The 22,492-nt window shown below is 69.9% G+C and carries 25 protein-coding genes; 9 read left to right on the top strand and 16 right to left on the bottom strand.

From position 1 onward, the window contains the following. Position 1 precedes the first annotated feature (1 nt). The 7 genes from DEIMA_RS14345 to DEIMA_RS14315 form a co-directional block, all read right to left on the bottom strand. Positions 2-712 (bottom strand): DUF6683 family protein, encoded by a 711-nt coding sequence (locus DEIMA_RS14345; RefSeq protein WP_013557993.1) that lies wholly within the window; start codon positions 710-712, stop codon positions 2-4. A gap of 430 nt (positions 713-1,142) precedes the next feature. After that, on the bottom strand, positions 1,143-2,114 hold the full coding sequence (trmB, locus tag DEIMA_RS14340; protein ID WP_013557992.1) for a tRNA (guanine(46)-N(7))-methyltransferase TrmB: 972 nt from the start codon (positions 2,112-2,114) through the stop codon (positions 1,143-1,145). Then, the gene (locus tag DEIMA_RS14335) at positions 2,111-2,869 is read right to left on the bottom strand and encodes an FAD-dependent oxidoreductase (protein ID WP_013557991.1); all 759 of its coding nucleotides are present in this window, start codon (positions 2,867-2,869) and stop codon (positions 2,111-2,113) included. The genes trmB and DEIMA_RS14335 overlap by 4 nt, the downstream gene beginning before the upstream one ends. Positions 2,870-2,888: 19 nt before the next feature. Continuing rightward, on the bottom strand, positions 2,889-3,758 hold the full coding sequence (locus DEIMA_RS14330; RefSeq protein ID WP_013557990.1) for a sulfurtransferase: 870 nt from the start codon (positions 3,756-3,758) through the stop codon (positions 2,889-2,891). A gap of 18 nt (positions 3,759-3,776) precedes the next feature. Next, entirely contained in the window at positions 3,777-4,499 is a 723-nt protein-coding gene (ubiE, locus tag DEIMA_RS14325) for a bifunctional demethylmenaquinone methyltransferase/2-methoxy-6-polyprenyl-1,4-benzoquinol methylase UbiE (RefSeq protein ID WP_013557989.1), read from the bottom strand. Between the two features lie 43 nt (positions 4,500-4,542). Continuing rightward, positions 4,543-5,196 (bottom strand): hypothetical protein, encoded by a 654-nt coding sequence (locus DEIMA_RS17065; protein ID WP_148234975.1) that lies wholly within the window; start codon positions 5,194-5,196, stop codon positions 4,543-4,545. Positions 5,197-5,241: 45 nt separating this feature from the next. After that, a complete protein-coding gene (locus tag DEIMA_RS14315) occupies positions 5,242-6,273 on the bottom strand; it encodes a D-alanine--D-alanine ligase family protein (RefSeq protein ID WP_013557987.1) in 1,032 nt (343 codons plus the stop codon). A 144-nt stretch (positions 6,274-6,417) separates the two neighbouring features. On the opposite strand from DEIMA_RS14315, the gene DEIMA_RS14310 reads away from it, so the two are divergent. The 4 genes from DEIMA_RS14310 (at position 6,418) to DEIMA_RS14295 (ending at position 11,594) form a co-directional block, all read left to right on the top strand. Continuing rightward, positions 6,418-8,127 (top strand): ABC transporter substrate-binding protein, encoded by a 1,710-nt coding sequence (locus tag DEIMA_RS14310; RefSeq protein WP_013557986.1) that lies wholly within the window; start codon positions 6,418-6,420, stop codon positions 8,125-8,127. Between the two features lie 213 nt (positions 8,128-8,340). After that, positions 8,341-9,351: an ABC transporter permease gene (locus tag DEIMA_RS14305; RefSeq protein WP_013557985.1), complete on the top strand. Its 1,011-nt coding sequence runs from the start codon at positions 8,341-8,343 to the stop codon at positions 9,349-9,351. Next, complete coding sequence (locus DEIMA_RS14300; protein ID WP_013557984.1) at positions 9,351-10,226, top strand: ABC transporter permease; 876 nt, start codon at positions 9,351-9,353, stop codon at positions 10,224-10,226. The genes DEIMA_RS14305 and DEIMA_RS14300 overlap by 1 nt, the downstream gene beginning before the upstream one ends. A 129-nt stretch (positions 10,227-10,355) precedes the next feature. Then, the gene (locus DEIMA_RS14295; RefSeq protein WP_013557983.1) at positions 10,356-11,594 is read left to right on the top strand and encodes a S41 family peptidase; all 1,239 of its coding nucleotides are present in this window, start codon (positions 10,356-10,358) and stop codon (positions 11,592-11,594) included. Between the two features lie 150 nt (positions 11,595-11,744). On the opposite strand, the gene DEIMA_RS14290 is transcribed toward DEIMA_RS14295, so the two are convergent. The 5 genes from DEIMA_RS14290 to DEIMA_RS14270 all read right to left on the bottom strand — a co-directional run bounded on the left by DEIMA_RS14290 (position 11,745) and on the right by DEIMA_RS14270 (position 16,927). Then, on the bottom strand, positions 11,745-11,951 hold the full coding sequence (locus DEIMA_RS14290; RefSeq protein WP_013557982.1) for a hypothetical protein: 207 nt from the start codon (positions 11,949-11,951) through the stop codon (positions 11,745-11,747). A 180-nt stretch (positions 11,952-12,131) separates the two neighbouring features. Beyond that, entirely contained in the window at positions 12,132-13,802 is a 1,671-nt protein-coding gene (rny, locus tag DEIMA_RS14285; RefSeq protein ID WP_013557981.1) for a ribonuclease Y, read from the bottom strand. 185 nt (positions 13,803-13,987) lie between these two features. After that, complete coding sequence (recA, locus tag DEIMA_RS14280) at positions 13,988-15,034, bottom strand: recombinase RecA (RefSeq protein WP_013557980.1); 1,047 nt, start codon at positions 15,032-15,034, stop codon at positions 13,988-13,990. Continuing rightward, positions 15,027-15,719 carry an RNA 2',3'-cyclic phosphodiesterase gene (gene thpR / locus DEIMA_RS14275; protein ID WP_013557979.1) on the bottom strand — a complete coding sequence of 231 codons (693 nt, stop codon included), beginning with the start codon at positions 15,717-15,719 and terminating at the stop codon, positions 15,027-15,029. The genes recA and thpR overlap by 8 nt, the downstream gene beginning before the upstream one ends. Beyond that, positions 15,716-16,927 carry a CinA family nicotinamide mononucleotide deamidase-related protein gene (locus tag DEIMA_RS14270; protein ID WP_013557978.1) on the bottom strand — a complete coding sequence of 404 codons (1,212 nt, stop codon included), beginning with the start codon at positions 16,925-16,927 and terminating at the stop codon, positions 15,716-15,718. The genes thpR and DEIMA_RS14270 overlap by 4 nt, the downstream gene beginning before the upstream one ends. Positions 16,928-17,098: 171 nt before the next feature. Between DEIMA_RS14270 and DEIMA_RS14265 the strand changes: the two genes are divergently transcribed. Further along, positions 17,099-18,562, top strand: coding sequence for a glycoside hydrolase family 10-like protein (locus tag DEIMA_RS14265; RefSeq protein ID WP_013557977.1), 1,464 nt, complete (start codon positions 17,099-17,101; stop codon positions 18,560-18,562). Positions 18,563-18,568: 6 nt separating this feature from the next. Here the strand turns inward: DEIMA_RS14265 and DEIMA_RS14260 are convergent, their stop codons facing one another. After that, complete coding sequence (locus DEIMA_RS14260; RefSeq protein ID WP_013557976.1) at positions 18,569-18,886, bottom strand: hypothetical protein; 318 nt, start codon at positions 18,884-18,886, stop codon at positions 18,569-18,571. Between the two features lie 67 nt (positions 18,887-18,953). Here DEIMA_RS14260 and DEIMA_RS14255 point away from each other — a divergent pair, with 67 nt between their 5' ends. Together DEIMA_RS14255 and DEIMA_RS14250 are read left to right on the top strand one after the other, a co-directional pair. Continuing rightward, positions 18,954-19,280 (top strand): FKBP-type peptidyl-prolyl cis-trans isomerase, encoded by a 327-nt coding sequence (locus DEIMA_RS14255; protein WP_013557975.1) that lies wholly within the window; start codon positions 18,954-18,956, stop codon positions 19,278-19,280. 82 nt (positions 19,281-19,362) lie between these two features. Then, on the top strand, positions 19,363-20,046 hold the full coding sequence (locus DEIMA_RS14250) for a carbonic anhydrase (RefSeq protein WP_013557974.1): 684 nt from the start codon (positions 19,363-19,365) through the stop codon (positions 20,044-20,046). A gap of 67 nt (positions 20,047-20,113) precedes the next feature. Here the strand turns inward: DEIMA_RS14250 and DEIMA_RS17060 are convergent, their stop codons facing one another. Together DEIMA_RS17060 and DEIMA_RS14240 are read right to left on the bottom strand one after the other, a co-directional pair. Continuing rightward, positions 20,114-20,578, bottom strand: coding sequence for a S24 family peptidase (locus DEIMA_RS17060; RefSeq protein WP_013557973.1), 465 nt, complete (start codon positions 20,576-20,578; stop codon positions 20,114-20,116). Positions 20,579-20,586: 8 nt separating this feature from the next. After that, positions 20,587-21,279 (bottom strand): helix-turn-helix domain-containing protein, encoded by a 693-nt coding sequence (locus DEIMA_RS14240; RefSeq protein WP_169311948.1) that lies wholly within the window; start codon positions 21,277-21,279, stop codon positions 20,587-20,589. Positions 21,280-21,439: 160 nt separating this feature from the next. Here DEIMA_RS14240 and DEIMA_RS14235 point away from each other — a divergent pair, with 160 nt between their 5' ends. Next, positions 21,440-21,643, top strand: coding sequence for a hypothetical protein (locus DEIMA_RS14235; RefSeq protein WP_013557971.1), 204 nt, complete (start codon positions 21,440-21,442; stop codon positions 21,641-21,643). A gap of 111 nt (positions 21,644-21,754) precedes the next feature. Then, entirely contained in the window at positions 21,755-22,198 is a 444-nt protein-coding gene (locus DEIMA_RS18355) for a hypothetical protein (RefSeq protein WP_013557970.1), read from the top strand. Positions 22,199-22,271: 73 nt separating this feature from the next. On the opposite strand, the gene DEIMA_RS18350 is transcribed toward DEIMA_RS18355, so the two are convergent. After that, positions 22,272-22,433 carry a hypothetical protein gene (locus DEIMA_RS18350; protein ID WP_013557969.1) on the bottom strand — a complete coding sequence of 54 codons (162 nt, stop codon included), beginning with the start codon at positions 22,431-22,433 and terminating at the stop codon, positions 22,272-22,274. Between the last annotated feature and the right edge of the window lie 59 nt (positions 22,434-22,492).

The following is a 22,492-nucleotide window of genomic DNA, read 5'->3' as shown; positions in this document are numbered from 1 at the left end:
CTCACTGCCCCCGGCGCGTGAGCCCCTGATCCGTGATCGCCAGTTGCGCCGGGTCAAGGCGGAACGTCTGCAGCAGGTCGCGCGCCTGCGCCTGCACGGCCTCCACGGAGTACCCCTCCACGCCCGCCTGCGCCTGCGCGAGGTCATTGAGCTGGAACGCCGTCATCCACAGCAGCAACTCGGTCATCTTCTGCTTGTCGGCGTCCTTCATGCGCGCCACGTCCGGCGACGCGCTCATGGCCGACGCGAGCTGGTCGTACACCTTGCGGTTCTGCGCGTCCGTGTACTCCCGCCCGTCATTCAGGATCTCGAAGCTCGTGATGAGCCACACCGCGACGCCGGTGGCGAGGTTGTTCATGCGGAACCCCTTGGGCTCCAGCGCCTGCGCGTACGTTTTCACGATGTCGATCTTGTTGAACTCCGCGCGCAGCTGCGCTTCGAGTTGCGGCGTGACCTTGCCGTTCTTCTTGCCGGCGTCCACGAGCGTCTTGATGAACAACTCCCGGACCTGCTGGCTCACCTGCGGCGACGACTTGAAGTCCAGCGTCTTGACTGTGGCGGGCGCGGCAGGCGCTTTGGGCGCCGCCGTGATGCTGCCCCCCACGCCCTTCAGCGCCGCCTGACTGGCACTGTTGAACATATTCAGGAACGCGTCCTGCGCGGCCGCAGGCGCGGCGCAGGCGAGAGCAAGGCACAGCAGGGTTCGGCGCATGAAAGTCTCCTGGACGTGAGGGGGTGAAGGGCGTGATGGTGCGTTCACCGTAGATCGCGTGCCAGCAGGGCAGATCAACAGAACCTGAAGCCCAGATGAGGACTATGCGCCGCCCGCGATCCCTGGGCAGCCTGGCTTACGCCCTGGACGACGCCTAGCCAGATGCGCGCCCAGGGTTTCTCTCATGAAAGGGGAAATCTCACATCCCTTTGCTCACGTGAGGACGCGGGTCCTATGGCCCGCGCGCTCAACCCCGCCGGAGCCCTGCGCGCACGTCAGCCGCGCGAGCCTCAACCGCACAGTACCCAGAGGGTGGCCTTACACGCTCGCCCGGCGTGGCCTGAAGGCCCGCCCTGAACGCGCGCCCCCCCAATCCCCAAAGAGGGGAGGCGACCCGTGCGGGTCGCCTCCCCTCCAGGCATTCGCAGTTTCAGTAGCCTCGGTGCGTCACCACGCCGCCGCGCTCCTCCAGCCACGCCGTCACGGTCGCCACGGCGGCCTTCACGCCCGTCGTGATGATCGGCCCGCCGAACCGCCCCAGCCGCACCAGCGACGAGCCGTCCGCGCGGCGCGTCACGTTCACGAGCACCTCCTGCGTCAGCTCGTCCTCGACGACGTGCGCGAGGAACGTGAACTCGTCGCGGCGCACGCTGCGGTACGCCTCCAGCAGGATCACGGTGTACGCGCCGCGCGGGTCGCGGGCGGTGAACTTCTCGAAGGCGTTCAGGTCCAGGGTGTCGGGCAGGGTCAGGATGGCGTGCGGCACGTGGGCCTCCTCGGCCGGGTAGGGGTGAATGTCGAACGCGGGCGCGTCCGGGTGCTTGATCTTCCGGAAGCGGACGTGGTTCACGCCCAGCCCCAGCTCACGCCACTTCAGCGCGTATTTCGTTTCGAGCGCGCTCGCGGGCGGCGCCGTGAAGTCCAACTCGAACAGGCCCGTGTCGCGCGCCTGCGCGCACGCGAACTCGAAGTACTCGTCGTGGTCCGTCGTGAACCACACCGCGCCGCCCAGCTTCAGGCGGTTCGCGGCGAGCGTCAGGAACGGCGCGCGCAGCAGGCGGTGCTCCTCGTGCCCGGCTTTCGGCCACGGGTCGGGAAAATTCACGATGATGCCCGTGAGGCTCTCCGGAGGGATGACGCCCTGCACGAGCGGCAGTGCGAGCAGCTTCGTGACGTGCGCGTTCTCGATGCGCGCGTCGCGCAGGCGGCGGTGCGCCTTCAGCAGGCTGACGCCGCTGATCTCCACGCCGAGGTAGTTCGGGAAGTCGAGGGTGGGCGCGAGGTGCGGCCAGAAGCGCCCGTCCCCGAAGCCCACCTCCAGGTACCAGTCGCGGTCCGGCGTGTCGGGGTAGAGGCGTGCGGGTGCGTCCGGGAATTGAAAGTCACTGAGGCGGAGGATCATGCGCGCTCCTTCGTGAGGTGATCCGCGAGGCGGGCGGCGTCGGTGAGGACGGAGGCGTACGTGTGTTCGCCGGGCGTACAGCGGCCCACCGCGAACGCGCCCGGCCAGCGGGTGAACGCGAACCCGTCGAGGTCACCGGCGGTGAACGTCGAGTAGCGCACGGTGTACGCGGGCGCTCCGCTGGCGCTGTGGGCGGCGTCCTCGCGTTCGGCCAGTGGCACGCCCTGCGCCGTGAGGTCGTCCGCGAGGAAATCGTACGCGACCTCGCTGAGCCGCCCGGCCTCCTCCTCGAACGCGCCGAGCCTGAGGCGCGCGCGCAGGAACGACCCGGCGGCGAGCACCAGCGTGCGCGCATGCAGGCTCGGCCCTTCCCACGTGGCGAGCGTGAAGCCGGCGTCCGTGCAGGTCACGCCGCGCACGCAGGACTGCAGCAGGTGAATGCCGCTCGTCGCCTCAAGTTCCGCTTTCAGGACGCGGTGGAAGTGCCAGCCGTCCAGGGGCGCGCCGTCCGCGTCCGGGGCGAGGCGGCGCGCCACCTGCGCGAACACGCTTTCCGGTGGGAACAGCGCCGCGTCCACCGTCGGCTGGTACAGGTTCCCGAGGTGGTCGAGGGCCTGCGAGACGAGCAGCACGTCCGCGCCCGCGCGCGCGAGGCGCCACGTCAGTTCCGTGCCCGCAAGGCCCGCGCCGACCACGGCCACGTCGTACACGTGGCCCGGCTGCGGGCGCGACCTCGGTGTGGTAGGTCCAAACATCAAGGGCGAGTCTAGCGTCTCACCCGCCCGTTTCGACGGGACGCCCCTCATCGCTCACCCAGTCGCTCCACGAGCCGCTGTACAGGCGGTTCCCCGGCCCGAGCGGACGCCCTGCGAGTTCCAGCGCGAGCAGGTTCGGGGTGGCGCTCACGCCGCTGCCGCAGTAGAAGGTCACGGGCGCGTCACCCACGTCCAGGCGCGCCGCCTGCTCCTCGGGCGTGCGCCAGGTGCCGTCTTCGCGGAGCGCGCCGCTCCAGTCACGGTTGAGGGCGCCGGGGATGTGCCCCGCGCGGCGGTCAAGGGGTTCCGTGTCGCCGCGGTAGCGGGCGGGCGCGCGCGAGTCGACCAGCAGCGCACCGGCACCGCGCGCGCCGACCTCGTCGGCGGACGCGACCAGGTCGGCACGGACGTGCGGCGTGAAGGTGGTCGGCGCGGGCGAGGGCACCTCGGTGGTCAGGGGGCCGCCCGCGCGGAGGTACGCGGGCAGGCCGCCGTCCAGCACGAACACGCGGTCGTGCCCGAGCCAGCGCAGCAACCACCACGCGCGCGCCGCGTAGAACCCGTGCCCGCTGGTCGGATCGTCGTACGCGACCACGACGCTGTCGTTGCGGACACAGTGCGCGCCCAGCCACGCGGCGAGCACCTCCGGATCCGGCAGGGGGTGCCGTCCGCCCGCCCCGCTGGGCGTCTTCGGGCCGCTCAGCACATCGCTCAGCCCGGCGTACACGGCGCCTGGGAGGTGCCCGGCACGGTACGCGGCGGCGCCCGCCTCGGGGTTCATCAGCTCGAAGCGGGCGTCCAGCACCCGCACGCGCGGGTCGTTCAGGTGCGCCACCAGCCAGTCGGCGCTCACCAGTGGCGAGAAGGGGAGGGGAAGGGCATCGGTCATGCCCGCATCGTACCCGCCCTAGCGCTTGTCGCCGACGTGCAGCGCCGCAATGCCGAACGTGAGGGTGCGGTAACGCGTGCGGAAGCCCGCCGCGTGCATCATCAGGGCCAGCTGCGCGGGCGCGGGGAACGCCAGTACGCTCTCCGGCAGGTACGTGTACGCGCCGGCATTGCCGCTCACGAGCCCACCGATGCGCGGCAGCACCTGACGGAAATAGAAGCGGAACAACGCCCCGAACAGCCCACGCCCGGGCGGCGGGAACTCCAGCAGCACCAGGCGCCCGCCGGGCCGCAGCACCCGCCAGAACTCCGCGAGGCCCCGCCCGTAATCCGAGAAGTTCCGGAACCCGAACGCGCACGTGACCACGTCGAAGCTCGCGTCCGCATAGGGGAGGTTCAGCGCGTCGCCTTCCTCCAGGCGGACGTCGAGGTGCTGCGCGCGCGCCTTCTCCCGCCCGATGGCGAGCATCTCCGGCACGAAGTCGCAGCCGACCACCTCGGCGCCGGGCGCGCCGCGCTTGAGCTCCAGCGCGAAGTCTGCCGTGCCGGTCGCCACGTCCAGAATGCGGCTCGGCGTGTGCAGCAGCGCCTCGTGCGTGGCCGCGCGGCGCCACGCGCGGTCCACGCCGAGGCTCAGGACGCGGTTCAGCAGGTCGTACCGTCCGGCGATGCTCGCGAACATCGCGCGGACCTGCGCGGACTTCTCCACCTGATCGCCCACGGGCGGCTGGGACACGCTCATGCGCGCAGCATAGCGGCCCGCCCGTGGGCGAAGCGTCCCGCGTTCAGCGGCCCGCCGCGTCGACGTTCACGGTGAGGTCCCCGGTCGCGGCGCGGCCGCCCGGCGCGGTGAACGTGAACGTGAGCGTGTGCGTCTGCAGTTGCGCGTTCGGCGCGGCGCGCAGCGTGAACGTCAGCGGCTCGTTCGGGCGGGTGCGGCCCGGCGCGGGCGTGTTGAGCGTCACGTCCCCGCCGGGCGTGAGGCGCTCGGCGCGGGTGAGCAGCGTGCCCGCCGGGACGTTCAGGCCGGACGCGCGCACGGTGAGGGTGCGCGTCTCACCGGCGCGCATCGTGATCTCGCCGGTGCCGCGCCCACCCCCCTCGGCGTACACGACGTACCCGCCCGCGCAGCCCGCGCCGCGCAGCGACGACAGGTCCCGCGCGCTGAAGAACAACGCGGGGAACAGGCTCGCGACGACCACGCCCAGACCCACCGCGCGCCAGCGCGGCCGGTTCCAGACGGTCGCCGTGAATCCCAGCCCGCCTGGGCCGAGCAGCAGCGGCGCGAGCAGTGCGGTCGTGGTGCGCCCCCGGCACAGGTCGGGGTTCAGGCCGCCCAGCAGGCGGATGAGCAGGAACACCGCCACGCCCAGCGCGAACCCCATCAGGAACGTCGGCAGGGTGCGTGGGGCGGTCGGGGCGGGAGGCGTGGCAGTCACGCCTGTTGTTCTACCGCCCCGCGGCCCGTGAGAATGTCCCGGCGCTCAGCGGTCCTCGGTGGCGAGTTCCACGAGGCGCGTCACGAGGTCCGCGTAGCTGAGGCCCGCTGCCGCCCACAGGTTCGGGTACATGCTGGTCGGCGTGAAGCCCGGCATGGTGTTCACCTCGTTCAGGTACACCTGCCCCGTCGCCGCCTCGTAGAAGAAGTCGATGCGCGCCAGGCCCGCGCAGTCCAGCGCGCGGAACGCCGCGAGGGCGTACGTGCGGACCTGTTCCGCCACGGCGTGCGGCACGTCCGCGGGGATGTGCATGGTCGCGCGGCCCTCGGTGTATTTCGTTTCGTAGTCATAAAAATCCGCGTCGAAGCGCAACTCGCCCACGGGGCTCGCCATGGGCGCGTCGTTCCCGAGGATGCCGACTTCCAGCTCGCGCGGTTTGCCCTGCGTCATGGCTTCCAGCACCACCCGGCGGTCGTGCGCGAACGCCTCGCGCAGCGCGCCGTCCAGTTCGTCCTCGCCGCGGACCTTGCTGATGCCGACGCTGGAGCCCATGTTCGCGGGCTTCACGAACAGCGGGAAACCCAGTTCGCGCGCGGCGGTAAGCGCCGCAGCGGGGTCGCGGCGGACCTGCGCGCGCGTCAGCAGACGCCACGGCACCTGCGGGATGCCGTGCGCGGCCAGCACCTGCTTCGTCATGGCCTTGTCCATGCTCGCCGCGCTGCCCAGCACGCCCGACCCGACGAACGGAATGCCCGCGAGCGTCAGCAGGCCCTGCACGGTGCCGTCCTCGCCGTTCGGGCCGTGCAGCAGCGGGAACACCACGTCGAACGACGCGGCGTCCGCCACGCCGCGCAGCATCAGGTCCCCGCCGGTCTCGGCGACGCCCGCCTCGAGCGCGCGGGTCGTGTCGGCGGGCGGCAGCCAGCGCCCCTCCTTGCTGATCACCAGCGGCGTCACCTCGAACCGGTCCTTGGGCAGGGCCGCCAGCACGCCGCGCGCGCTCGACAGGCTCACTTCATGCTCGCCGCTCTGCCCACCCGCAAGCAGCAGAATCCGTACTTTCGCGCCGTCACTCACGCGCCGCAGTATGCCGCATGCCGCGCTGGACCGCGCCCACCTTCATCCGCGTTAATCCTCATCGGAAAACCACTGGAATTACACCAAGGCTGTGTTAATATTCAGCCTGTCTATAACTCAAGTGCAGTACCCCAGGAGGAATGCATGAAGAAAACCGCCCTTCTCGTCGGTCTGATGCTCGCCGGCGCCGCCATGGCCCAGACCAAGAACCCCGGGACGCTGATCAACGTCAGCATCAGTGACTGGAGCAGCTTCGACCCCGCGCACTGCTACGACACGGCCTGCGCCGAGGTCCTCCAGAACACCCTAGAAACCCTGTACTTCCCGAAAGGCACCAGCTCCACCCAGTTTGCCCCCCTGCTGGCCGCGAGCATGCCCACCATCAGCAACGGTGGCAAGACCTACACCATCAAGCTGAACACCAAGGCGCGCTTCAGCGACGGCAGCCCCGTCACCGCCGCCGACGTGAAGTACAGCATCGCCCGCCAGGTCCTCATGAGCACCGACGACGGCCCCGCCGCGCTGCTGCTCGAGCCGCTCCTCGGCGACGCCGCCCCCCTCAAGAAGGACGACGCGGCCGCGTTCGACCGCGTCGACAAAGCCATCCAGACGCGCGGCAACGACACCGTCATCTTCAACCTCGCCAAGCCCTTCGCGCCGTTCGTGAGCGCCCTCGCGCACAACGCCGCCAGCATCTACAGCAAGAAAGCCGCTGTGGCCGCCGGCGAATGGGACGGCACCAAGGCCAGCTGGGCGAAGTTCAACAACGCTCCCCTCGGCGAGAGCAAATACGCGAACGTCACCCCGCTCGGCAGCGGCCCGTTCGTCCTGCAGCGCTACGACAAGGGCCAGCAGGTCGTGCTCGCCAAGAACGCGAAGTACTGGCGCGCCCCCGCGAAGCTCAACGTCGTCGTCCTGAAGCGCGTCGATGAGCCCGCCACGGCGGTCCAGATGCTGCGCACCGGCGACGCCGACCAGATCGGCGTGGGCGCGTACCCCCGCAACCAGATCAAGAACTTCCAGGGCCTCCCCGGCGTGAAGGTCATCGACAACGTCAGCACCCTCGTGCTCCAGGCGATGTTCATGAACTTCAACATCAAGGGCACCAACTACCTCGGCAGCGCCAAGATGGACGAGAAGGGCATCCCCGCCAACTTCTTCAGCGACGTCAACGTCCGCCGCGGCTTCGCCGCCAGCTTCGACTACCAGACCTTCATCAAGGACCAGCTGCTCGGCGCCGGCACGCAGACCAACACCGTGCTCGTCAAGGGCCTCGCCGGCTACACCAACAGCCTGAAGTACAAGTTCGACCGCACCGCCGCGACGAACTACTTCAAGAAGGCGTGGGGCGGCAAGCTGTGGGACGCGGGCTTCACGGTGCCGGTGTTCTACAACAGCGGCAACGCCAACCGCCAGAAGGCGGCCGAGATCCTCAAGCGCAACATCGAGGCGATCAACCCGAAATTCCACGTGGACGTGCGTGAAGCGCAGTTCAGCAGCATCCTCGCCGACGCCGCCGCCAAGCGCATGACCGTGTGGATGCTCGGCTGGCAGGCCGACTACGCCGACCCGCACAACTTCGCGCAGCCGTTCCTCGCGAGCACCGGCAACTACCCGCAGAACACCGGGTACAAGAACGCCCGCGTGGACGCCCTCATCAACCAGGCCGTCGCCACCACCGACCCGGCCAAGCGCACCGCGCTGTACAAGCAGATCGAGCAGATCGGCTTCAACGACGTCGCCGAAGTGCCCCTCTGGCAGGGCATCAGCTACACCGTGCAGCGTGACTGGGTGAAGGGCCGCGTCCTGAACCCCCTGTACAGCGGCGACTACTACTACTACACCAGCAAGTAAACCTTGCGGTCCCGCGCGCGGGGACGACGCCAAGCGGCGTCGTCCCCGCGCCCCTGAGGGCCCCGAGCGGGCCCCACCCCCCCGCCTGCTTGCTGAAACCTCCCGAAGCGGATAGGTTCATACAGGCGTCGTGTGAAGCGTTTAGACTTCGCACGTACAGCGTCTCAAACTGGCCCCCGACGGGGGCCCGTCCTGACGCCTCTGGAGGAGGTCATGTTCACGTTCATCTTGCGCAGGTTGCTGCAACTGCCCGTCACCCTGGCGGGCATCAGCCTCCTGGTTTTCGCGCTCACGATGCTGCTCAAACCCGATCAGCGCGCGACCGCCTACATCACCAACGAAAAGCAGCTCAACCAGATTCCCGAGATTGTCCAGCGCTACCACCTCGACGCACCGTTCTACGTGCAGTTCATCCAGTGGTTCGGTAAGGTGCTGCACGGCGACCTGGGCTACAGCACCAGCGCCCGCGAACCCGTCACGGCCGCGCTCGGGCAGTACTTCCCCGCCACCGTGGAACTCGTGGTGGTGGCCATCATCCCCATCGTGCTGTTCGGCGTGGTGCTCGGCATCCTCGCCGGCGTGTACCGCAACCGCTGGCCGGACCAGCTCGCGCGCCTGCTCGCCATCCTCGGCTCGGCGCTGCCCAGCTTCGTGCTCGGCATCTTCATGCTCGCGTACTTCTACGGCACGCTGCAGTGGTTCCCGCCCGGCCGCATCAGCGACGCCCTCAGCTACTCCCTGCCCAGCGTGGACGGCTTCCTGCTGTTCCGCAGCATCGGCCAGGGCCAGTGGAACGTCGTCGGCGACCTCCTGAAGCACATGATCATGCCCGTCGCGGTGCTCACCCTGATCAGCAGCGCCCAGCTGGTGCGCGTCACCCGCGCCAACATGATCGAGCAGCTCAGCCAGGACTACGTCCGCACCGCGCGCGCCAAAGGCCTCGCGGACCGCCGCGTCATCAACAAGCACGCGCTGCGCAACGTCCTGATTCCCGTCATCACCCTGGCGGGCATCCTGTTCTTCTCGCTGCTCGGCGGCGTCACCATCACCGAAACGGTGTTCAACTACCCCGGCGTGGGCGCCTGGAGTGCCCGCGCCGCGCAACTCCTCGACACGAACGGCGTCATCGGGTACGCGCTGATCATCGCGGCCATCACGGTCATCAGCAACACCATCGTGGACCTGCTGTACGGCCTGGTCGACCCGCGCGTGAGGTACGACTGATGAAAGTCTGGAAGAAGTTCTCCCGCAACCCCCTCGGCGTGTTCGGCCTGGTCCTCGCGGTGCTGTTCGCCCTGATGGCCCTGTTCGCGCCCGTGCTGGCCCCCATGCCCAAAGACCAGGGCAACGTCCGCACCACCTTCACGATCCCCGAACGCATGGCCAGCGAAGGGTACAGCAGCGAACCCACCAAACCCAACGCCACCCACAAGTTCGGCCTCAGCGAAAACGGCTACGACATCAAGTTCGGTGTCGTCTGGGGCGCGCGCACCGCGTTCGTCATCAGCATCGTGATCGTCGCCATCAGCCTGATCGTCGGCCTGCTCGTCGGCACCATCGCCGGCTTCTACGGCGGCTGGGTGGACACCATCATGATGCGCTTCACGGACATCATCTTCTCGTTCCCCAGCATCCTGCTGCTGATCGTGCTCGCCACCGTCCTCGGCCGTGAACTGTGGGTGCTGATGCTCGCCTTCGCCGCTGTCGGTTGGGGCACGTACGCCCGCCTGATCCGCTCCGAAATCCTCAAAATCAAACGCCTCGAGTACGTCGAAGCGGCCCGCGCGATCGGCGCGCGCGACCTGCGCCTGATCATGAAGCACGTCATCCCCAACAGCCTCGGCAGCCTGCTCGTCGTCGTCACCAACGACATCGGCAGCATCGTCGTGAGCTTCGCCGCGCTCAGCTTCATCGGCGTCGGTGCGCCGTCCGGCTTCCCCGACTGGGGGCAGCTGATCAACCTCAGCAAGAACTGGATCACCCGCCCGGAGTACGCCTTCACGTACCTGTACCCCGGCGTCGCCCTGATCCTGTTCAGCCTCAGCTGGAACCTCATCGGCGACAGCCTGCGCGACGCCATCGACCCGCGCAGCCGCTAACGCTCCACCGCAGCGGAGGCCGCCCCACACGGGGCGGCCTCCGCCCTTTCCGGCCTCGGGCGCGCCCGGCAATGCGCGCGTCATCACACCGTTCTCCCACCCACGAGGCGCACAATAAAGAGCACCCATATGCGACGCGCCCCCATGATTCTGGTCGCGCTCCTGACGTTCGCCGTGGCCCACGCCTCGCCTGCGCAGGACCTTCTTGACGCCGCCCACGACCACCTCGCCCGCGACTACGGCGGGCTCAGCACCGCCGACCGCAGCGCCCTCGCACGCGCCGCTGACGACGATCTGGCCCGCGCGTGTGCCCCCACCCCCGACACCTGCCCCGCCAGCACCGCCTACCCCATCCTCGACCGCGAACTCATCGCGCTCGGCGACGAACACAGCGCCTTCCAGGACCCCGACGACTACCGCGACTTCATTGCCAGCGCCACCGGCGGGGACCGCTTGCAGTACGGCGTGAAACTCGCCCCCCTTGAAGGGCAGAGCCGCCTCGTCCTCGAAGTCATCCCCGGCAGCGCCGCCGCCGACGCCGGCCTGCAACGCGGCGACGTGCTCACCACCATCAACGGCAACGGGTACACCTACGACGCCCTGCGCGAAGCCCGTTCCAGCGCCGCCACCATCACCCTCGGCGTGCGCCGTCTCGCGCGGAACTTCACCGTCACGCTGCGCGCCCGCGAAAGCAGCACCGTCGACCTCCCGCACCTCGAGTGGCGCGGCAGCGTCGCTGTCCTGCGCATCCCCACCTTCCTCAGTGGCGGCAGCGTCGCCCAGACCGTCCACGACCTCGTCCGCGACGCGCAGACGCGCAACGCCACCGGCATGATCGTGGACCTGCGCGGCAACGGCGGCGGCGACCTCGGCGAATGCGACGGCGCCGTCAGCGCTTTCGTGCCCACCTTCACGCGCGTGACCCGCACGCCTGACGGCGACACCAGCATCACCGTCAGCGACGGCCTGCGCCGCAGTGGCCGCGCCCGCGACCGCCTCGTCGACGACGCCGCCTTGTGGACCGGGCCGCTCGTCATCGCCGTGAACGAAGGCAGCGCCTCCTGCAGTGAATTCTTCGCGTTCGAGAACCAGTACGCGCACCGCGCCACCCTGATCGGCGAACGCACCGCCGGCGTTGGCAACAGCGCCACCCGCCTGTTCCGCCTGCCCGGCGACGCCGCCCTGCAACTCACCGTGCAGCACTACGTGAAACCCGACGGCACGCCGTACCCGTCCAGCCTCACGCCGGACGTGGCGGTCAGCGAGGATTACGCCCGCCTCGCCCGCGGGGACGACGCGCTCCTCACCGCTGCCGTGCAGGCACTCGCCACTGCGCCCGTCCTGGACGCCCACGCCCTCGCCCGCTAACCCGTTGAGGAACCGGGCAGCTGCTCGGCCCGGCTGTGACCCTCAAGGGCTTGTCTTCAAAGACCTGCGTTGGCCTTGCTGCGCGCACCGGCAATGTGCCTCAGCAAGGGGCAGGGGCGGGGGCCGAACCCCCGCCCCTGCCCTCGGTCCTTACAGGTGCAGGGGCTGCTCGTCGCCGCGCGCCTCGCGGTCTTCCATGACCTTCCCCAGAATGAAGAAGGTCGGTGCCCAGTGCCCCACGAAGATGCCGTTCCGTTCGTTGCCGGAGTCGGACGTGGTCTTGCCGCGCGCGAAGTTCACGGCGGACAGCAGGATGGACGCGAAACCAGCGGCGTACAGCAGGGATGACGTTTTCATAAGTGACCTCCTGCCTCCCGTTGTACGCGGCGGGCGCTCGCCGCTTTGTCGGATCGCTGACGGGTTTCGCTGCGCAGTGTGCGCTGTGCAGGCATCTGAAGAGCGCCTCAAGACCAGCGGAACCTGACGTGCGCGGGGGCCCTGCGTTCGTCAGGGCCCCCGCGCACGTCACTCCGGGTTTTACTTCGCGTATTCGACGGCGCGGCTTTCGCGCACGACCGTGACCTGCACCTGGCCGGGGTACTCCATGTCCTGCTCGATGCGGCCGGCGATTTCGCGGGCGAGCAGCGTGGACTGCGCGTCCGTGACCTTTTCCGGCTGCACGATGACGCGCACCTCGCGGCCCGCCTGGATGGCGTACGCCTGGTTGACGCCGGGGAAGCTCACGGCGATGCTTTCCAGCTGCTCGAGGCGTTTGATGTAACTTTCGAGTTCCTCGCGGCGTGCGCCGGGGCGGGCGGCGCTGATGGCGTCCGCGGCGGCCACGAGGACGCTGTAGAGCGTCTCGCCGTTTTCCGGGTCGTGGTGGTGCGCGATGGCGTCAATGACTTCGAACGGCTCGCCGAAGCGTTTCGCGAGGCTGACGCCGATCTCAACGTGCGTGCCCTCGATCTCGCGGTCGATGCTTTTGCCGACGTCGTGCATCAGGCCGGCGCGGCGCGCCATGGCGTCGTCCAGGCCCAGTTCGGCGGCCATGATGCCAGTGAGGTGCGCAACCTGCACGCTGTGCTTGAGGACGTTCTGGCCGTAGCTGGTGCGGAAGTACATGCGGCCCAGGAGCTGCACCAGGCCGGGCTTCACGCCAAGGACGCCGGCTTCGTGCGCGGCTTCCTCACCCTGGTTGTGCATGAACGCCTTCATGTCGTCCTGGGCCTTGTGGACCATTTCCTCGATGCGGGTGGGGTGGATGCGGCCGTCCGCGACGAGGCCTTCGAGGACGTGCCGCGCGACTTCGCGGCGCACCGGGTTGAAGCTGCTGAGGATCACCGCTTCGGGCGTGTCGTCAATGATGAGGTCCACGCCGGTGAGCGCTTCGAACGCGCGGATGTTGCGGCCTTCGCGGCCGATCAGGCGGCCTTTCATGGCGTCGGAGGGGATGGGCACCACCGAGACGCTCATGGCGGCGCTGGTTTCGCTGGCGCTGCGCTGGATGGCCTGCGCGATGATGCTGCGCGCGGTGCGTTTCGCTTCGGCGCTGGCCTTCTCGATGCTGGCGCGCACGCGCACGGCCTTTTCCTCTTCGAGTTCCGCGTCGAGGCGGCCGAGGATCAGGTCGCGCGCCGCTTCGGGGGTGAGACCGGCGACTTCCATGAGACGCACGTCCACCTGGCGTGCGCGTTCGGCGATGCTGGCGAGTTCGTCGAGGACGCGTTCCTGTTCGCGTTCGAGTTTCTCTTCGAGCGCGTCGAGTTTCTCGCCGCGCGCGTCGAGCTGTTCGGCGCGGCGGTTGAGGCGTTCGATTTCGCGTTTGAGTTCGTCGCGTTCGCGTTTGGTTTCGGCGCGGTCGGCGAGCAGCGCCTCGCGTTCGCGCTGGGTTTGTTGCACGGCGGCGTCGCGTTGCGCGTTCGCGTGTGCTTCCTGACGTTCGGCTTCCTGAGAGCGGCGTGCGGCGTCGAGTTGCATGCGCTGCGCGACTTCGCGCAGACGTTCGGCTTCGCTGTTCGCTTCTTCGCGCACGCGGCGTGCGTGCGTTTCGGCGTCGGCGCGGATCTGGTCCGCTTCCGCGCGCGCGGCCCGCTGCTGGGCGTCATCCAGCGCGGCCCGCTGGCGTCTGCCCAGCGTGAAAAATACGAAGCCCCCGACCGCCACACCGATCAGGAGCCCGATCAACACGTAGATCGTTGCACTCATTGAGGCTCCTTTCGGTTCGTTACGGCGCGCTCGCCGGTCAGCGGAGCGCGCCTGAAAATCAACGCTGTCCTGCGGGTGCCGCCTGGTGATTGTTGGCGCCCACGCTTAGTGTACACCGGCCCTCTCGCGGGGCGAAAAAAGGCCGCGCGCAGCCGGGGGCCGCGCGCGATCGGTAAGGGTTGGGTTTAGGCTTCGGCGGTCGCTTCGGCGGCGGGCGCGTTCGTGAGGGTCGCGTTGTCGCGGCCTTCGCGGATGGCGTTCAGAACGCGCTCGCGGATTTCGCGTTCCATTTCGGGGCGTTCGGCGATGTAGGCGATGGCTTTTTCCTTGCCCTGGCCGATGCGTTCGTCACCGTAGCTGTAGAAGCTGCCGGCCTTCTTGATGATGTCCATGTCGCTGGCGAGCGTGACGAGGTCGCTGAGCTGGTCGAAGCCCTTGCCGTACACGAGGGCCAGTTCGACTTCCTTGAAGGGCGCGGCGACCTTGTTCTTGACGGTCTTGACCTTCACGGTGTTGGCGACGGCGTCGTTGCCGACCTTGGTGGGCTGGCCGATCTTGCGGACGTCCAGGCGGACGCTGGAGTAGAACTTCAGCGCGCGGCCACCCGTGGTGGTTTCGGGGTTGCCGTACATCACGCCGATCTTCTCGCGGACCTGGTTGATGAAGATGGCGGCGGTGCCGGTCTTGCTGAGGACCGCGGTGAGTTTGCGCAGCGCCTGGCTCATCAGGCGGGCCTGCAGGCCGGGGAGGCTGTCGCCCATTTCGCCTTCGATTTCCGCGCGGGGCGTGAGGGCGGCGACGCTGTCGACGACGACGACGTCAATGGCGCCGCTGCGGACGAGCAGTTCCATGATTTCGAGCGCCTGCTCGCCGTTGTCCGGCTGGGACACGAGCAGTTCGTCGGTGTTCACGCCGAGCGCGCGGGCGTACACGGGGTCGAGGGCGTGTTCGGCGTCAATGAAGGCGCAGGTGCCGCCGGCCTTCTGGGACTGCGCGATGATGCTGAGCGCGAGGGTGGTCTTCCCGCCGGATTCCGGGCCGTAGATTTCGGTGATGCGGCCCTTGGGGATGCCGCCCACGCCGAGCGCGAGGTCGAGCGAGAGGCTACCGGTGCTGACGGCCTGCACGTCGAGTTTGCTTTCGGCGCCGAGCTTCATGATGCTGCCCTTGCCGAATTGCTTCTCGATCTGGCTCATCGCGGTTTGAATGGCCTTCATTTTGTCGTTATCCATGGTTCGCCTCCGTTGGCGTGGGGGGGTCGGGGTCTGCGGCGGGCGTTGGGACTTCCGTGGGGGCCGGGTCGCTGTGGGGCGCGGGCGGTTCGCCGCGGAATTTGAAGATGCTCAGGGTTTCGTAGATCGGCCCGGTTTTGCGCAGGGTGCTCTGCACGAGGCTGAACGCGCCGGCGTCCCAGGCGAGGTCGAAGGTTTTCGGGGCGAGGCGCGGCGCGGGGCCTTTTTTGCGCGCGAGCGTGACGTGCGCCTTGAACGGCAGGTCGTCGGTGTTCACGCCAAGGTCCGCGAGGCCTGTGCGGAGGTCCGCGGCGAGCGTCGTGAGTTCCGGGGCGTCCACCTTCACGAACCACACGCGGGGGCTGCCCTCGTTCGGGAAGTACCCGGTGCCGCGCAGGCGCAGCTGCACGGGTGGGAGGTTCGCGGCGAGGTGCGTGCCGAGCCGCTTGAGGTCCGTGAGGCGCTCGGGCGGCACGTTTGGCAGGAACGCGAGGGTGACGTGCAGCTGGTCGGGGCGGACGGCGCGCCAGTTGCCGCGCAGGTCCCGTTGGGCCAGGGCGAGCTCGTCGGCGATCTCGCGGGGCACCTTCAGGCCGAAGAACAGGCGGAGGGTGCCGTCGCCCTGCACGTTCGGGCCGTTCGGTCGGCGAGGGGCCGGGCGGGGGGTGCGGGGGCGGCCGGTCATGCGGGCACCTCCGCGCGGGCGGCGCGCAGCAGCGTGGTGAGGGCGAGGATGGCGGCGCGGTCGCGCAGGTGGTCGGGTTCGCCGAGCCAGTCGAAGCGGGCCGTGTGGGTGTCACCCTCAGTGTCCACGGCGACGAAGGCGGTGCCGGGGCAAGCCGGGCCGTCCTCGCTGCTGCCAGTGGCGACCGTGACGGCCACGCCGAAGTTGCTGCCGAAGCGGGCACGCGCGGTCCGCGCGAGCTCGCGCGCGGCCTGCTCGCTGACGGGGCCGTGCTCGCCGAGCGTCACGGGCGTGAGGCCCGCTTCGATCAGCTGCGCGTGGTCCCGGGTGACGAGCCCGCCCCGGAAGGCGGGCGTGTCGGCGAGGTGCAGGGCGAGCGCGCCGCCCGAGCCGGCTTCGATGGCCGCGACGGTGCGTTCCCCGAGCGCGGCGTGCAGCACGCCGGCGAGGGTCTGGTCGTCGGTGCCCCACGTGAAGCGCGCCAGTTTGTCTTGCACGACGCTCAGCACGGGCTCCGCGAGTGCGCGGGCAGCTTCGGTCGTACTGGCGCTGGCGGCGACGCGGACGTCCACGCCGAAGCGGCGGGCGTACGTGGCGACGCTGGGGTTCGAGGCGCGCGTAAGGTCGCCGAGCAGTTCCGCGACGTTGCCTTCACCGATGCCGCTGGTGTGCAGCGTGGTGTGGAACAGGGCGCGTGCAGGCAGGTTCAGGCGCGGGAGCACCTGCTCGCGCCACATGCGTTTCATTTCGCGGGGCGGCCCGGGCATGGCCACGATGAAGCGGGGCGTGGCGTGGCCGGGCACGCGCACGAACCAGCCGGGCGCGGTGCCGATGGGGTTGGGGAGCGCCTCGCTCGAGGGGATGAGCCAGGCCTGTTTGCGGTTGAGGTCCGGCATGATGCGGCCACGGCTTTCGAAGAGGCCGCGCAGCCAGGCGAGCAGGTCCGGGTCCTCGGTGGGGTGTTCGCCAAGGGCGGCAGCGATGGCTTCGCGCGTGAGGTCGTCGTCGGTGGGGCCGAGGCCGCCGCCGAGGATGACGAGGTCCGCGCGGTCAAGGGCGGTCAGGATGGCTTCGCGCAGGCGCTCGAGGTTGTCGCCGACGGTGACTTTGCGGTGCAGGGTCACGCCGTGGGCCTTGAGTTCCTGAGCGAGGTACGCGGCGTTGCTGTCGAGAATCTCTCCGAGCAGCAGCTCCGTGCCCACACTCATAATTTCTGCTATCAGCGTAACCACCTCGTCCAAGTATAACTGAAAACGAACATCTTTGCCAGACGCGTCATGTCAGGAGTGTAGCGAGGCCCCCACCCCACCCACCCCACACGCGCCCCCACCTTCCTCACAGCGACCCGTCAGGCACCTGCGCTACCCTGAACGCCAACCGTGAAACGCCCCCTGCTGCTCGCCGCCCTCGCGCTCGCCACCCCCGCCGGCGCGGCCACCCCCACCCCCCCCGGCAGCCCCACCCTGCGCGGCCTCTGGATCGACGCCTTCGGCCCCGGCCTCAGCACCCCCGCCCAGGTCGAACGCACCGTCACCCAAGCCCGCGCCCTCGGCGTCAACACCCTGTTCGTGCAGGCCATCCGCCGCGCCGACTGCCTGTGCACCCGCGCCAGCGTCCCCACCGTCACGGACGTCACCCTCACCCCTGACTTCGACCCGCTCGCCGCCCTCACCCGCAGCGCGCACGCCAACGACCTCAAAGTCATCGCCTGGGTCAGCGTCACGGGCGCCTGGCACGCCCAGACCCCCAACACCAGCCCCCAGCACGTCTTCGCGCAGCACGGCCCGACCGCCACCGGCCGCAACGACTGGCTGCAGCACCGCCAGAACGGCACCTGGCGCGCCGGCGACGACGCCTGGCTCGACCCGGCCCACCCCGACGCCGCCACCTTCATGACCGACGCCATCGTCAGCCTCGTGCGTCAGTACGACGTGGACGGCGTGCAACTCGACCGCATCCGCTCCCCGGACGGCCCCGGCTGGGGCTACAACGCCACCAGCGTCGCCCGCTACCGCGCCGAAACCGGCGCGCGCACCCCGCCCGCCCCCAATGACTCCGCGTGGGCCGCGTGGCGCCGCGAGCAGGTCACGAACCTCGTGCGCCGCATCACCCTCGGCGTCAAGAGCCTCAAACCGAACGCTTGGGTCAGCGCGGCCACCATCACCTACGGCGCGCCGCCCAGCACCGTCGCGGACTTCCGCCGCACGCGCGCGTACACCGAGGTCCTGCAGGACTGGCCCACCTGGCTGGGGAACGGCCTACTGGACCTCAACGTCCCCATGAACTACAAAGCCGACGCGCGTGCCGGCTACGCGGCCTGGTTCGACGGCTGGAACACCTTCACCGCCCGCGTCGCGCGCGACACCGACACCCTCGCCGCCGCCGGCGCCGCCCTGTACCTCAACCCGCCCGCCGCGAGCGCCGCGCAGGCAAAACGGACCCTGCAGGCCGGGCTCGGCTGGGTCGGGTACAGCTACCGCACGCCCACCGACACCAGTGCCGGCGACGGTGCCCCCGCCCCGTTCGAGGCTGTCCGGGCCGCTCTTACCTCCGCGCTCGGGCCGTTCACACCCTGGACGGCCACGCCGCCCGCCGTGCGGGCCCTGTCGGGCCGCATCGTCGGCGCGGCCATGCTCGGCGGTCAGACCGTCCGCGCGCTCGTGGACGGCCGCGTGATCGCCACGACCCGCACCGACGGCAACGGCGAGTACGGGTTCCTGCGCCTCCCCGTCGGCCGCGTCGAGGTCCGCGTCGGCAATCAGGCGTGGACGGACACCGTGCGGGACGGGCAGGTCACGCGCCTCCCGGACCTACTGTTGCGCGACCTCACGCCCGCGCGCTGAGCGCGCTCACGCCGCGCGGGTACGCGGCGGCACCCACATGGACGCCGCCGCCAGGGCCCCCACCAGCAGCGGCAGCGGCGCCCATCCCTGACGCAGCAGCGCGCCTTCCAGCCCCGCACCGAGCGACACGACCAGCAGCCCGTACCGCCACGCCACCGCGCGCGGCGCCCGGCTGAGCGTCAGCCCCAGCGCCAGCAGCGCCACGCCCAGTGCGAACTCCATCAGCCACGGCGTCCGCTGCACGAACCCCGCCACCGCACTCCCCAGCAGCGGCAGGCTCAACCCTGCCGCGCCCACCAGCCACAACCGACCCGTCCACGCCACGCCGCGCACTCTTGCACACCCACGCCCCCCGCACGCGCGAACTTGCGGCGCCTGCTACGCTGAGCGCATGCAAGAACTCCAGGTTGAGAAGACCCAGCACGGGCAGGGCGTCCAGGCCGAAAAAGGCAAGATGGTCCGCGTGCACTACGTCGGCATGCTGCAGGACGGCACCAAGTTCGACAGCAGCCGTGACCGCGGCGAGCCCATCGAGTTCCCGCTCGGCGTCGGGTACGTCATCCCCGGCTGGGACCAGGGCATCGCGCAGCTGCGCGTCGGCGACCACGCCCGCCTCACGATCCCCCCGCACCTCGGGTACGGCGCGGGCGGCGTGCCCGGCGCGATTCCGCCCAACGCCACGCTGATCTTCGACGTCGAACTCGTCGACGTCCGCTGAACCCACAGAGAACCGCCCCGCTACGCTGCGGGGCGGTTCTCTTGGTACGCTGAACGCCGTGACGGACCCTCATGATTTCGAAATGCGCGTCCTTGACGCCATCCGCCGCGGTGCCAGCATGGAGGACATCGCCCGCCTCCGCCCGAACACTGTCGACAACACCGAAGCGGCCATCCGGGCCCTCAAGACCGGCAACGCCCGGTTCTTCAGCGGGCAGTCCGTGCGGCCCGACCTGGGCGCCAACGAGCGCCGCGCGCAGATCATGGGTCAGACGCCGTTCGCGGCGGTGCTGGCGTGCAGCGACTCGCGCGTCCCGGTCGAGCTGGTGTTCGACCAGGGCTTCGGGGACCTGTTCGTGGTGCGCCTCGCCGGGAACGTCGTGGACCACTCGGCGCTCGCGAGCCTGGAGTACGCGATCCTGCACCTGAACATCCACCTCGTGATGGTGCTGGGCCACGAGGGCTGCGGGGCGGTGCGCTCCGCGATGCTGCCGGACGAGGACATCGCGCGTGAACCGGCGGCGCTGCAGCACCTGATCGGGCAGATCCGCCCGAGCGTGGTGGGCCTGCCGGACATCCGCGACACCAAAGCGCGCATGCGCGAGGCGGTGCTGAACAACGTCCGCCATCAGGTGGGGCGCCTGCGGACGCAGGACGTGGTCGTCGACGCCGAGAAGCGCGGGCAGATTCGCGTGGTGGGCGGCTTCTACGAGATCGGTTCGGGCGCGGTGGATTTCCTGACCACCGAAGCGGACCTGGTGCTCTGAGCCCTCTGGGGCGGCCCGCGGTGGTGGGCCGCCCAACGGACGCGGGCGGGGGCGACCTCGGCCCGCGTCAGTCGTTCCAGGGGCGGTAGCCGACCGGCTGGTAGGTGTCGCCGTCGAGGGTGGTGGCGTAGATGCGGCCCACGCGGCGCACGTCGGGCGTGAGGGGCGCGGGCGGGTAGGTGGGGTTGTCGCTGTACATGGCGGGCCGCCCGCGGTGCAGGCGCAGGCGCTTGGCGACGTACTCGCCGCCGGGCAGGCAGAAGGCGTACACGTGGCCGGTCTGCGTGATGAGGTCGTGCGTGTCCACGAGGACGTACGCGCCGTGCGGGAGGCCGGCGCCGCCGGGCGCGGTCATGCTGTCGCCGGTGACGGCGAACGCGAACATGCCGGGACGGCGGTACGCGCGGGGCACGGTGAGGCGCCCGAGGCGTTCGAAGGGGGTGGCGTCGAGCGGGACGCCCGCGCTGATGAACCCGAGGATGGTGGCGGTGCTGGGGGCGGCGCGCCGGTGGTGGGTGAGCGTAGCGTGCATGCGCGGGGTTACTCCTGTGCGGTGGGTTCGCGGCGGCTGGTGACGCGCGTGACGCGTCCGATGACGCGGGCGTGGTGGGCGGGCAGGTCGGCGTGGCGGGCGCGGTTCTCGGCGGTCCAGGCGTCCCCGAGGGGGGTGCGTTGGTAGCGGCGCAGGTGGGCGTGCCCGGCGTGTTCGATGGCGTAGACGTAGCCGGGGCGGGGGTCGGTGTCGTGCAGGTCGAGGTAGGCGTGTTCGCCGGGGCGGATGCTGGCGCCGCTCAGGCCGTCGAGTTCGTCGGTGTCGGCGCGCACGATGAGCAGTTGGGTGGGGGCGCCGTCCTCGATGAATTCGGTGGTGAGGGGCAGGCCTGGGCGTTGCGGGGTGAGGGCGGCCTGGAGGGGGTAGACGTCGGCGGTGCGGCGGCTGAGGGGGGCGATGGGGGTGACGCCGAGGTCGAGGCCGGTGTGGGTTTGCAGGTCGGTGAGCGTCCAGTCGAGGGCGCGGGCGAGGGCGGCGGCGCGGGTGAGGGCGAGGTCGCCGAGGTGGACCTTGCCGACTTCGAGGTTGCTGACGGTGCCCTGTGAGAGCAGGCCGGCGCTGCGGGCGGCGAGTTCGTCCTGGGCGAGGCCGAGGGCGGTGCGGCGGGCACGCAGGACGCTGGCCCAGTGGGGGATGGGGCGGGTGGTGGTGCGGCCTCGGGGGCGGGGGGTTGGAGGCATGGTGGGCATCATGGGGTGAGTGGAGGCGAGGTGGTTAGGGGTGCGTCCGTAGAGAGCATGCTCGATTTACTCTAGCATCCGTAAATTCAAGAAATGCCATAGAGAGTATTCATGGAGAAGGTCTGCATTACGGATAGATTCGTAATCAGGAGGACCACCCATGCGCCGAATCGACCCGCTCCCCCTCGCCCTGCTGCTCAGCGCGCTGTGCAGCGCCGCCCTGATCGTCCGCTACCTGCTCACCGGCCAGCTCAGCCCCGAACTCTTCACCATCAGCGCTGGCCTCACCACCACCCTCGCCACCCTCCACCACCAGCGCACCAGCGCCAAACCCTCCATCCTGCCCGCCAAAAAACGCCCCTGAACGCCACATGACGCCCTCACCATCAGCACACCTTCACTCAGTGGCCCATGCACCTTCAACCTCGCGCGCGCCGCCAACAATGATGGAAAATCCACCACTGGAGGCAGTTGCATGCACATCGCCGCCGTGTTCGACGACCGGGAACACGCCGAAGCTGCCGTGCGCGACCTGCGCGCCCACGGCGTCACCCGCACCCACCTCTGTCTGCTGTGCCGCGTCCACCACGCCGCCCGCACCGACGCCGCCCTCGGCGTGGCGCTCGGCGCCCTGCTCGGCCTGATCGGCGCCATGCTCCTCGGCATCGGCCCCTTCCAGGGCGTGGACACCCTCCTCGCCCACCTCGGGCGCACCGTCACCCTCGCCGCTCTCCTCGGCGGCACCCTCGGCGGCCTGCTCGGCGCCGCCCTCGACCGGGCCCGCCGCGCCCGCGAACCCCGCGCCGACCCCGACGCCGTGCTGCTCGACATCGACGTGCGCCGCAACGCCAACGAACAGGCACTCCACGAGGCCCTCACCCGCCACGGCGGACGCATCCGCGTTCTGCACCCCCGCTGACCCACCCCGCACCACCGCGCGGCGCTCCGGACTCCCCGGAGCGCCGCGCGGTGGTGCCGTTCCCGCACGGCCCTTACCGCACGCGCGTGCTCAGGTCCTCCTGCCGCGCCGCGCCCGTCAGGTTCGGCGAACGCACGTCCAGCCGCTCCTGGCGCCGATACCACGCGCCCAGCGCCACCGCCGCCAGCACGCAGAACAGCAGCCACCCCAACACCAGCACCACCTCAAGGAACATGCTTCAGCGTAGCGGCGCGCCCCGGGAGCGCGCCGCTACGGATCATTCACACGTTTCCC

Source organism: Deinococcus maricopensis DSM 21211, assembly GCF_000186385.1.
Taxonomy (GTDB): domain Bacteria; phylum Deinococcota; class Deinococci; order Deinococcales; family Deinococcaceae; genus Deinococcus_B; species Deinococcus_B maricopensis.
This window is presented reverse-complemented; position numbering and strand designations above follow the sequence as displayed.

Excerpts from the sequence above, each read along its gene's own strand:
- recA (WP_013557980.1), bottom strand. The coding sequence starts at position 15,034 with ATGGATAACGACAAAATGAAGGCCATTCAAACCGCGATGAGCCAGATC.
- DEIMA_RS14305 (WP_013557985.1), top strand. The coding sequence starts at position 8,341 with ATGTTCACGTTCATCTTGCGCAGGTTGCTGCAACTGCCCGTCACCCTG.
- DEIMA_RS18355 (WP_013557970.1), top strand. The coding sequence starts at position 21,755 with ATGCACATCGCCGCCGTGTTCGACGACCGGGAACACGCCGAAGCTGCC.
- DEIMA_RS14240 (WP_169311948.1), bottom strand. The coding sequence starts at position 21,279 with ATGCCTCCAACCCCCCGCCCCCGAGGCCGCACCACCACCCGCCCCATC.
- DEIMA_RS14345 (WP_013557993.1), bottom strand. The coding sequence starts at position 712 with ATGCGCCGAACCCTGCTGTGCCTTGCTCTCGCCTGCGCCGCGCCTGCG.
- trmB (WP_013557992.1), bottom strand. The coding sequence starts at position 2,114 with ATGATCCTCCGCCTCAGTGACTTTCAATTCCCGGACGCACCCGCACGC.
- DEIMA_RS14235 (WP_013557971.1), top strand. The coding sequence starts at position 21,440 with ATGCGCCGAATCGACCCGCTCCCCCTCGCCCTGCTGCTCAGCGCGCTG.
- DEIMA_RS14290 (WP_013557982.1), bottom strand. The coding sequence starts at position 11,951 with ATGAAAACGTCATCCCTGCTGTACGCCGCTGGTTTCGCGTCCATCCTG.
- DEIMA_RS14310 (WP_013557986.1), top strand. The coding sequence starts at position 6,418 with ATGAAGAAAACCGCCCTTCTCGTCGGTCTGATGCTCGCCGGCGCCGCC.
- DEIMA_RS17060 (WP_013557973.1), bottom strand. The coding sequence starts at position 20,578 with ATGCACGCTACGCTCACCCACCACCGGCGCGCCGCCCCCAGCACCGCC.
- DEIMA_RS14250 (WP_013557974.1), top strand. The coding sequence starts at position 19,363 with ATGCGCGTCCTTGACGCCATCCGCCGCGGTGCCAGCATGGAGGACATC.
- DEIMA_RS14295 (WP_013557983.1), top strand. The coding sequence starts at position 10,356 with ATGCGACGCGCCCCCATGATTCTGGTCGCGCTCCTGACGTTCGCCGTG.
- DEIMA_RS14300 (WP_013557984.1), top strand. The coding sequence starts at position 9,351 with ATGAAAGTCTGGAAGAAGTTCTCCCGCAACCCCCTCGGCGTGTTCGGC.
- DEIMA_RS14335 (WP_013557991.1), bottom strand. The coding sequence starts at position 2,869 with ATGTTTGGACCTACCACACCGAGGTCGCGCCCGCAGCCGGGCCACGTG.
- DEIMA_RS14270 (WP_013557978.1), bottom strand. The coding sequence starts at position 16,927 with ATGAGTGTGGGCACGGAGCTGCTGCTCGGAGAGATTCTCGACAGCAAC.
- DEIMA_RS14330 (WP_013557990.1), bottom strand. The coding sequence starts at position 3,758 with ATGACCGATGCCCTTCCCCTCCCCTTCTCGCCACTGGTGAGCGCCGAC.
- DEIMA_RS14255 (WP_013557975.1), top strand. The coding sequence starts at position 18,954 with ATGCAAGAACTCCAGGTTGAGAAGACCCAGCACGGGCAGGGCGTCCAG.
- DEIMA_RS18350 (WP_013557969.1), bottom strand. The coding sequence starts at position 22,433 with ATGTTCCTTGAGGTGGTGCTGGTGTTGGGGTGGCTGCTGTTCTGCGTG.
- rny (WP_013557981.1), bottom strand. The coding sequence starts at position 13,802 with ATGAGTGCAACGATCTACGTGTTGATCGGGCTCCTGATCGGTGTGGCG.
- thpR (WP_013557979.1), bottom strand. The coding sequence starts at position 15,719 with ATGACCGGCCGCCCCCGCACCCCCCGCCCGGCCCCTCGCCGACCGAAC.
- ubiE (WP_013557989.1), bottom strand. The coding sequence starts at position 4,499 with ATGAGCGTGTCCCAGCCGCCCGTGGGCGATCAGGTGGAGAAGTCCGCG.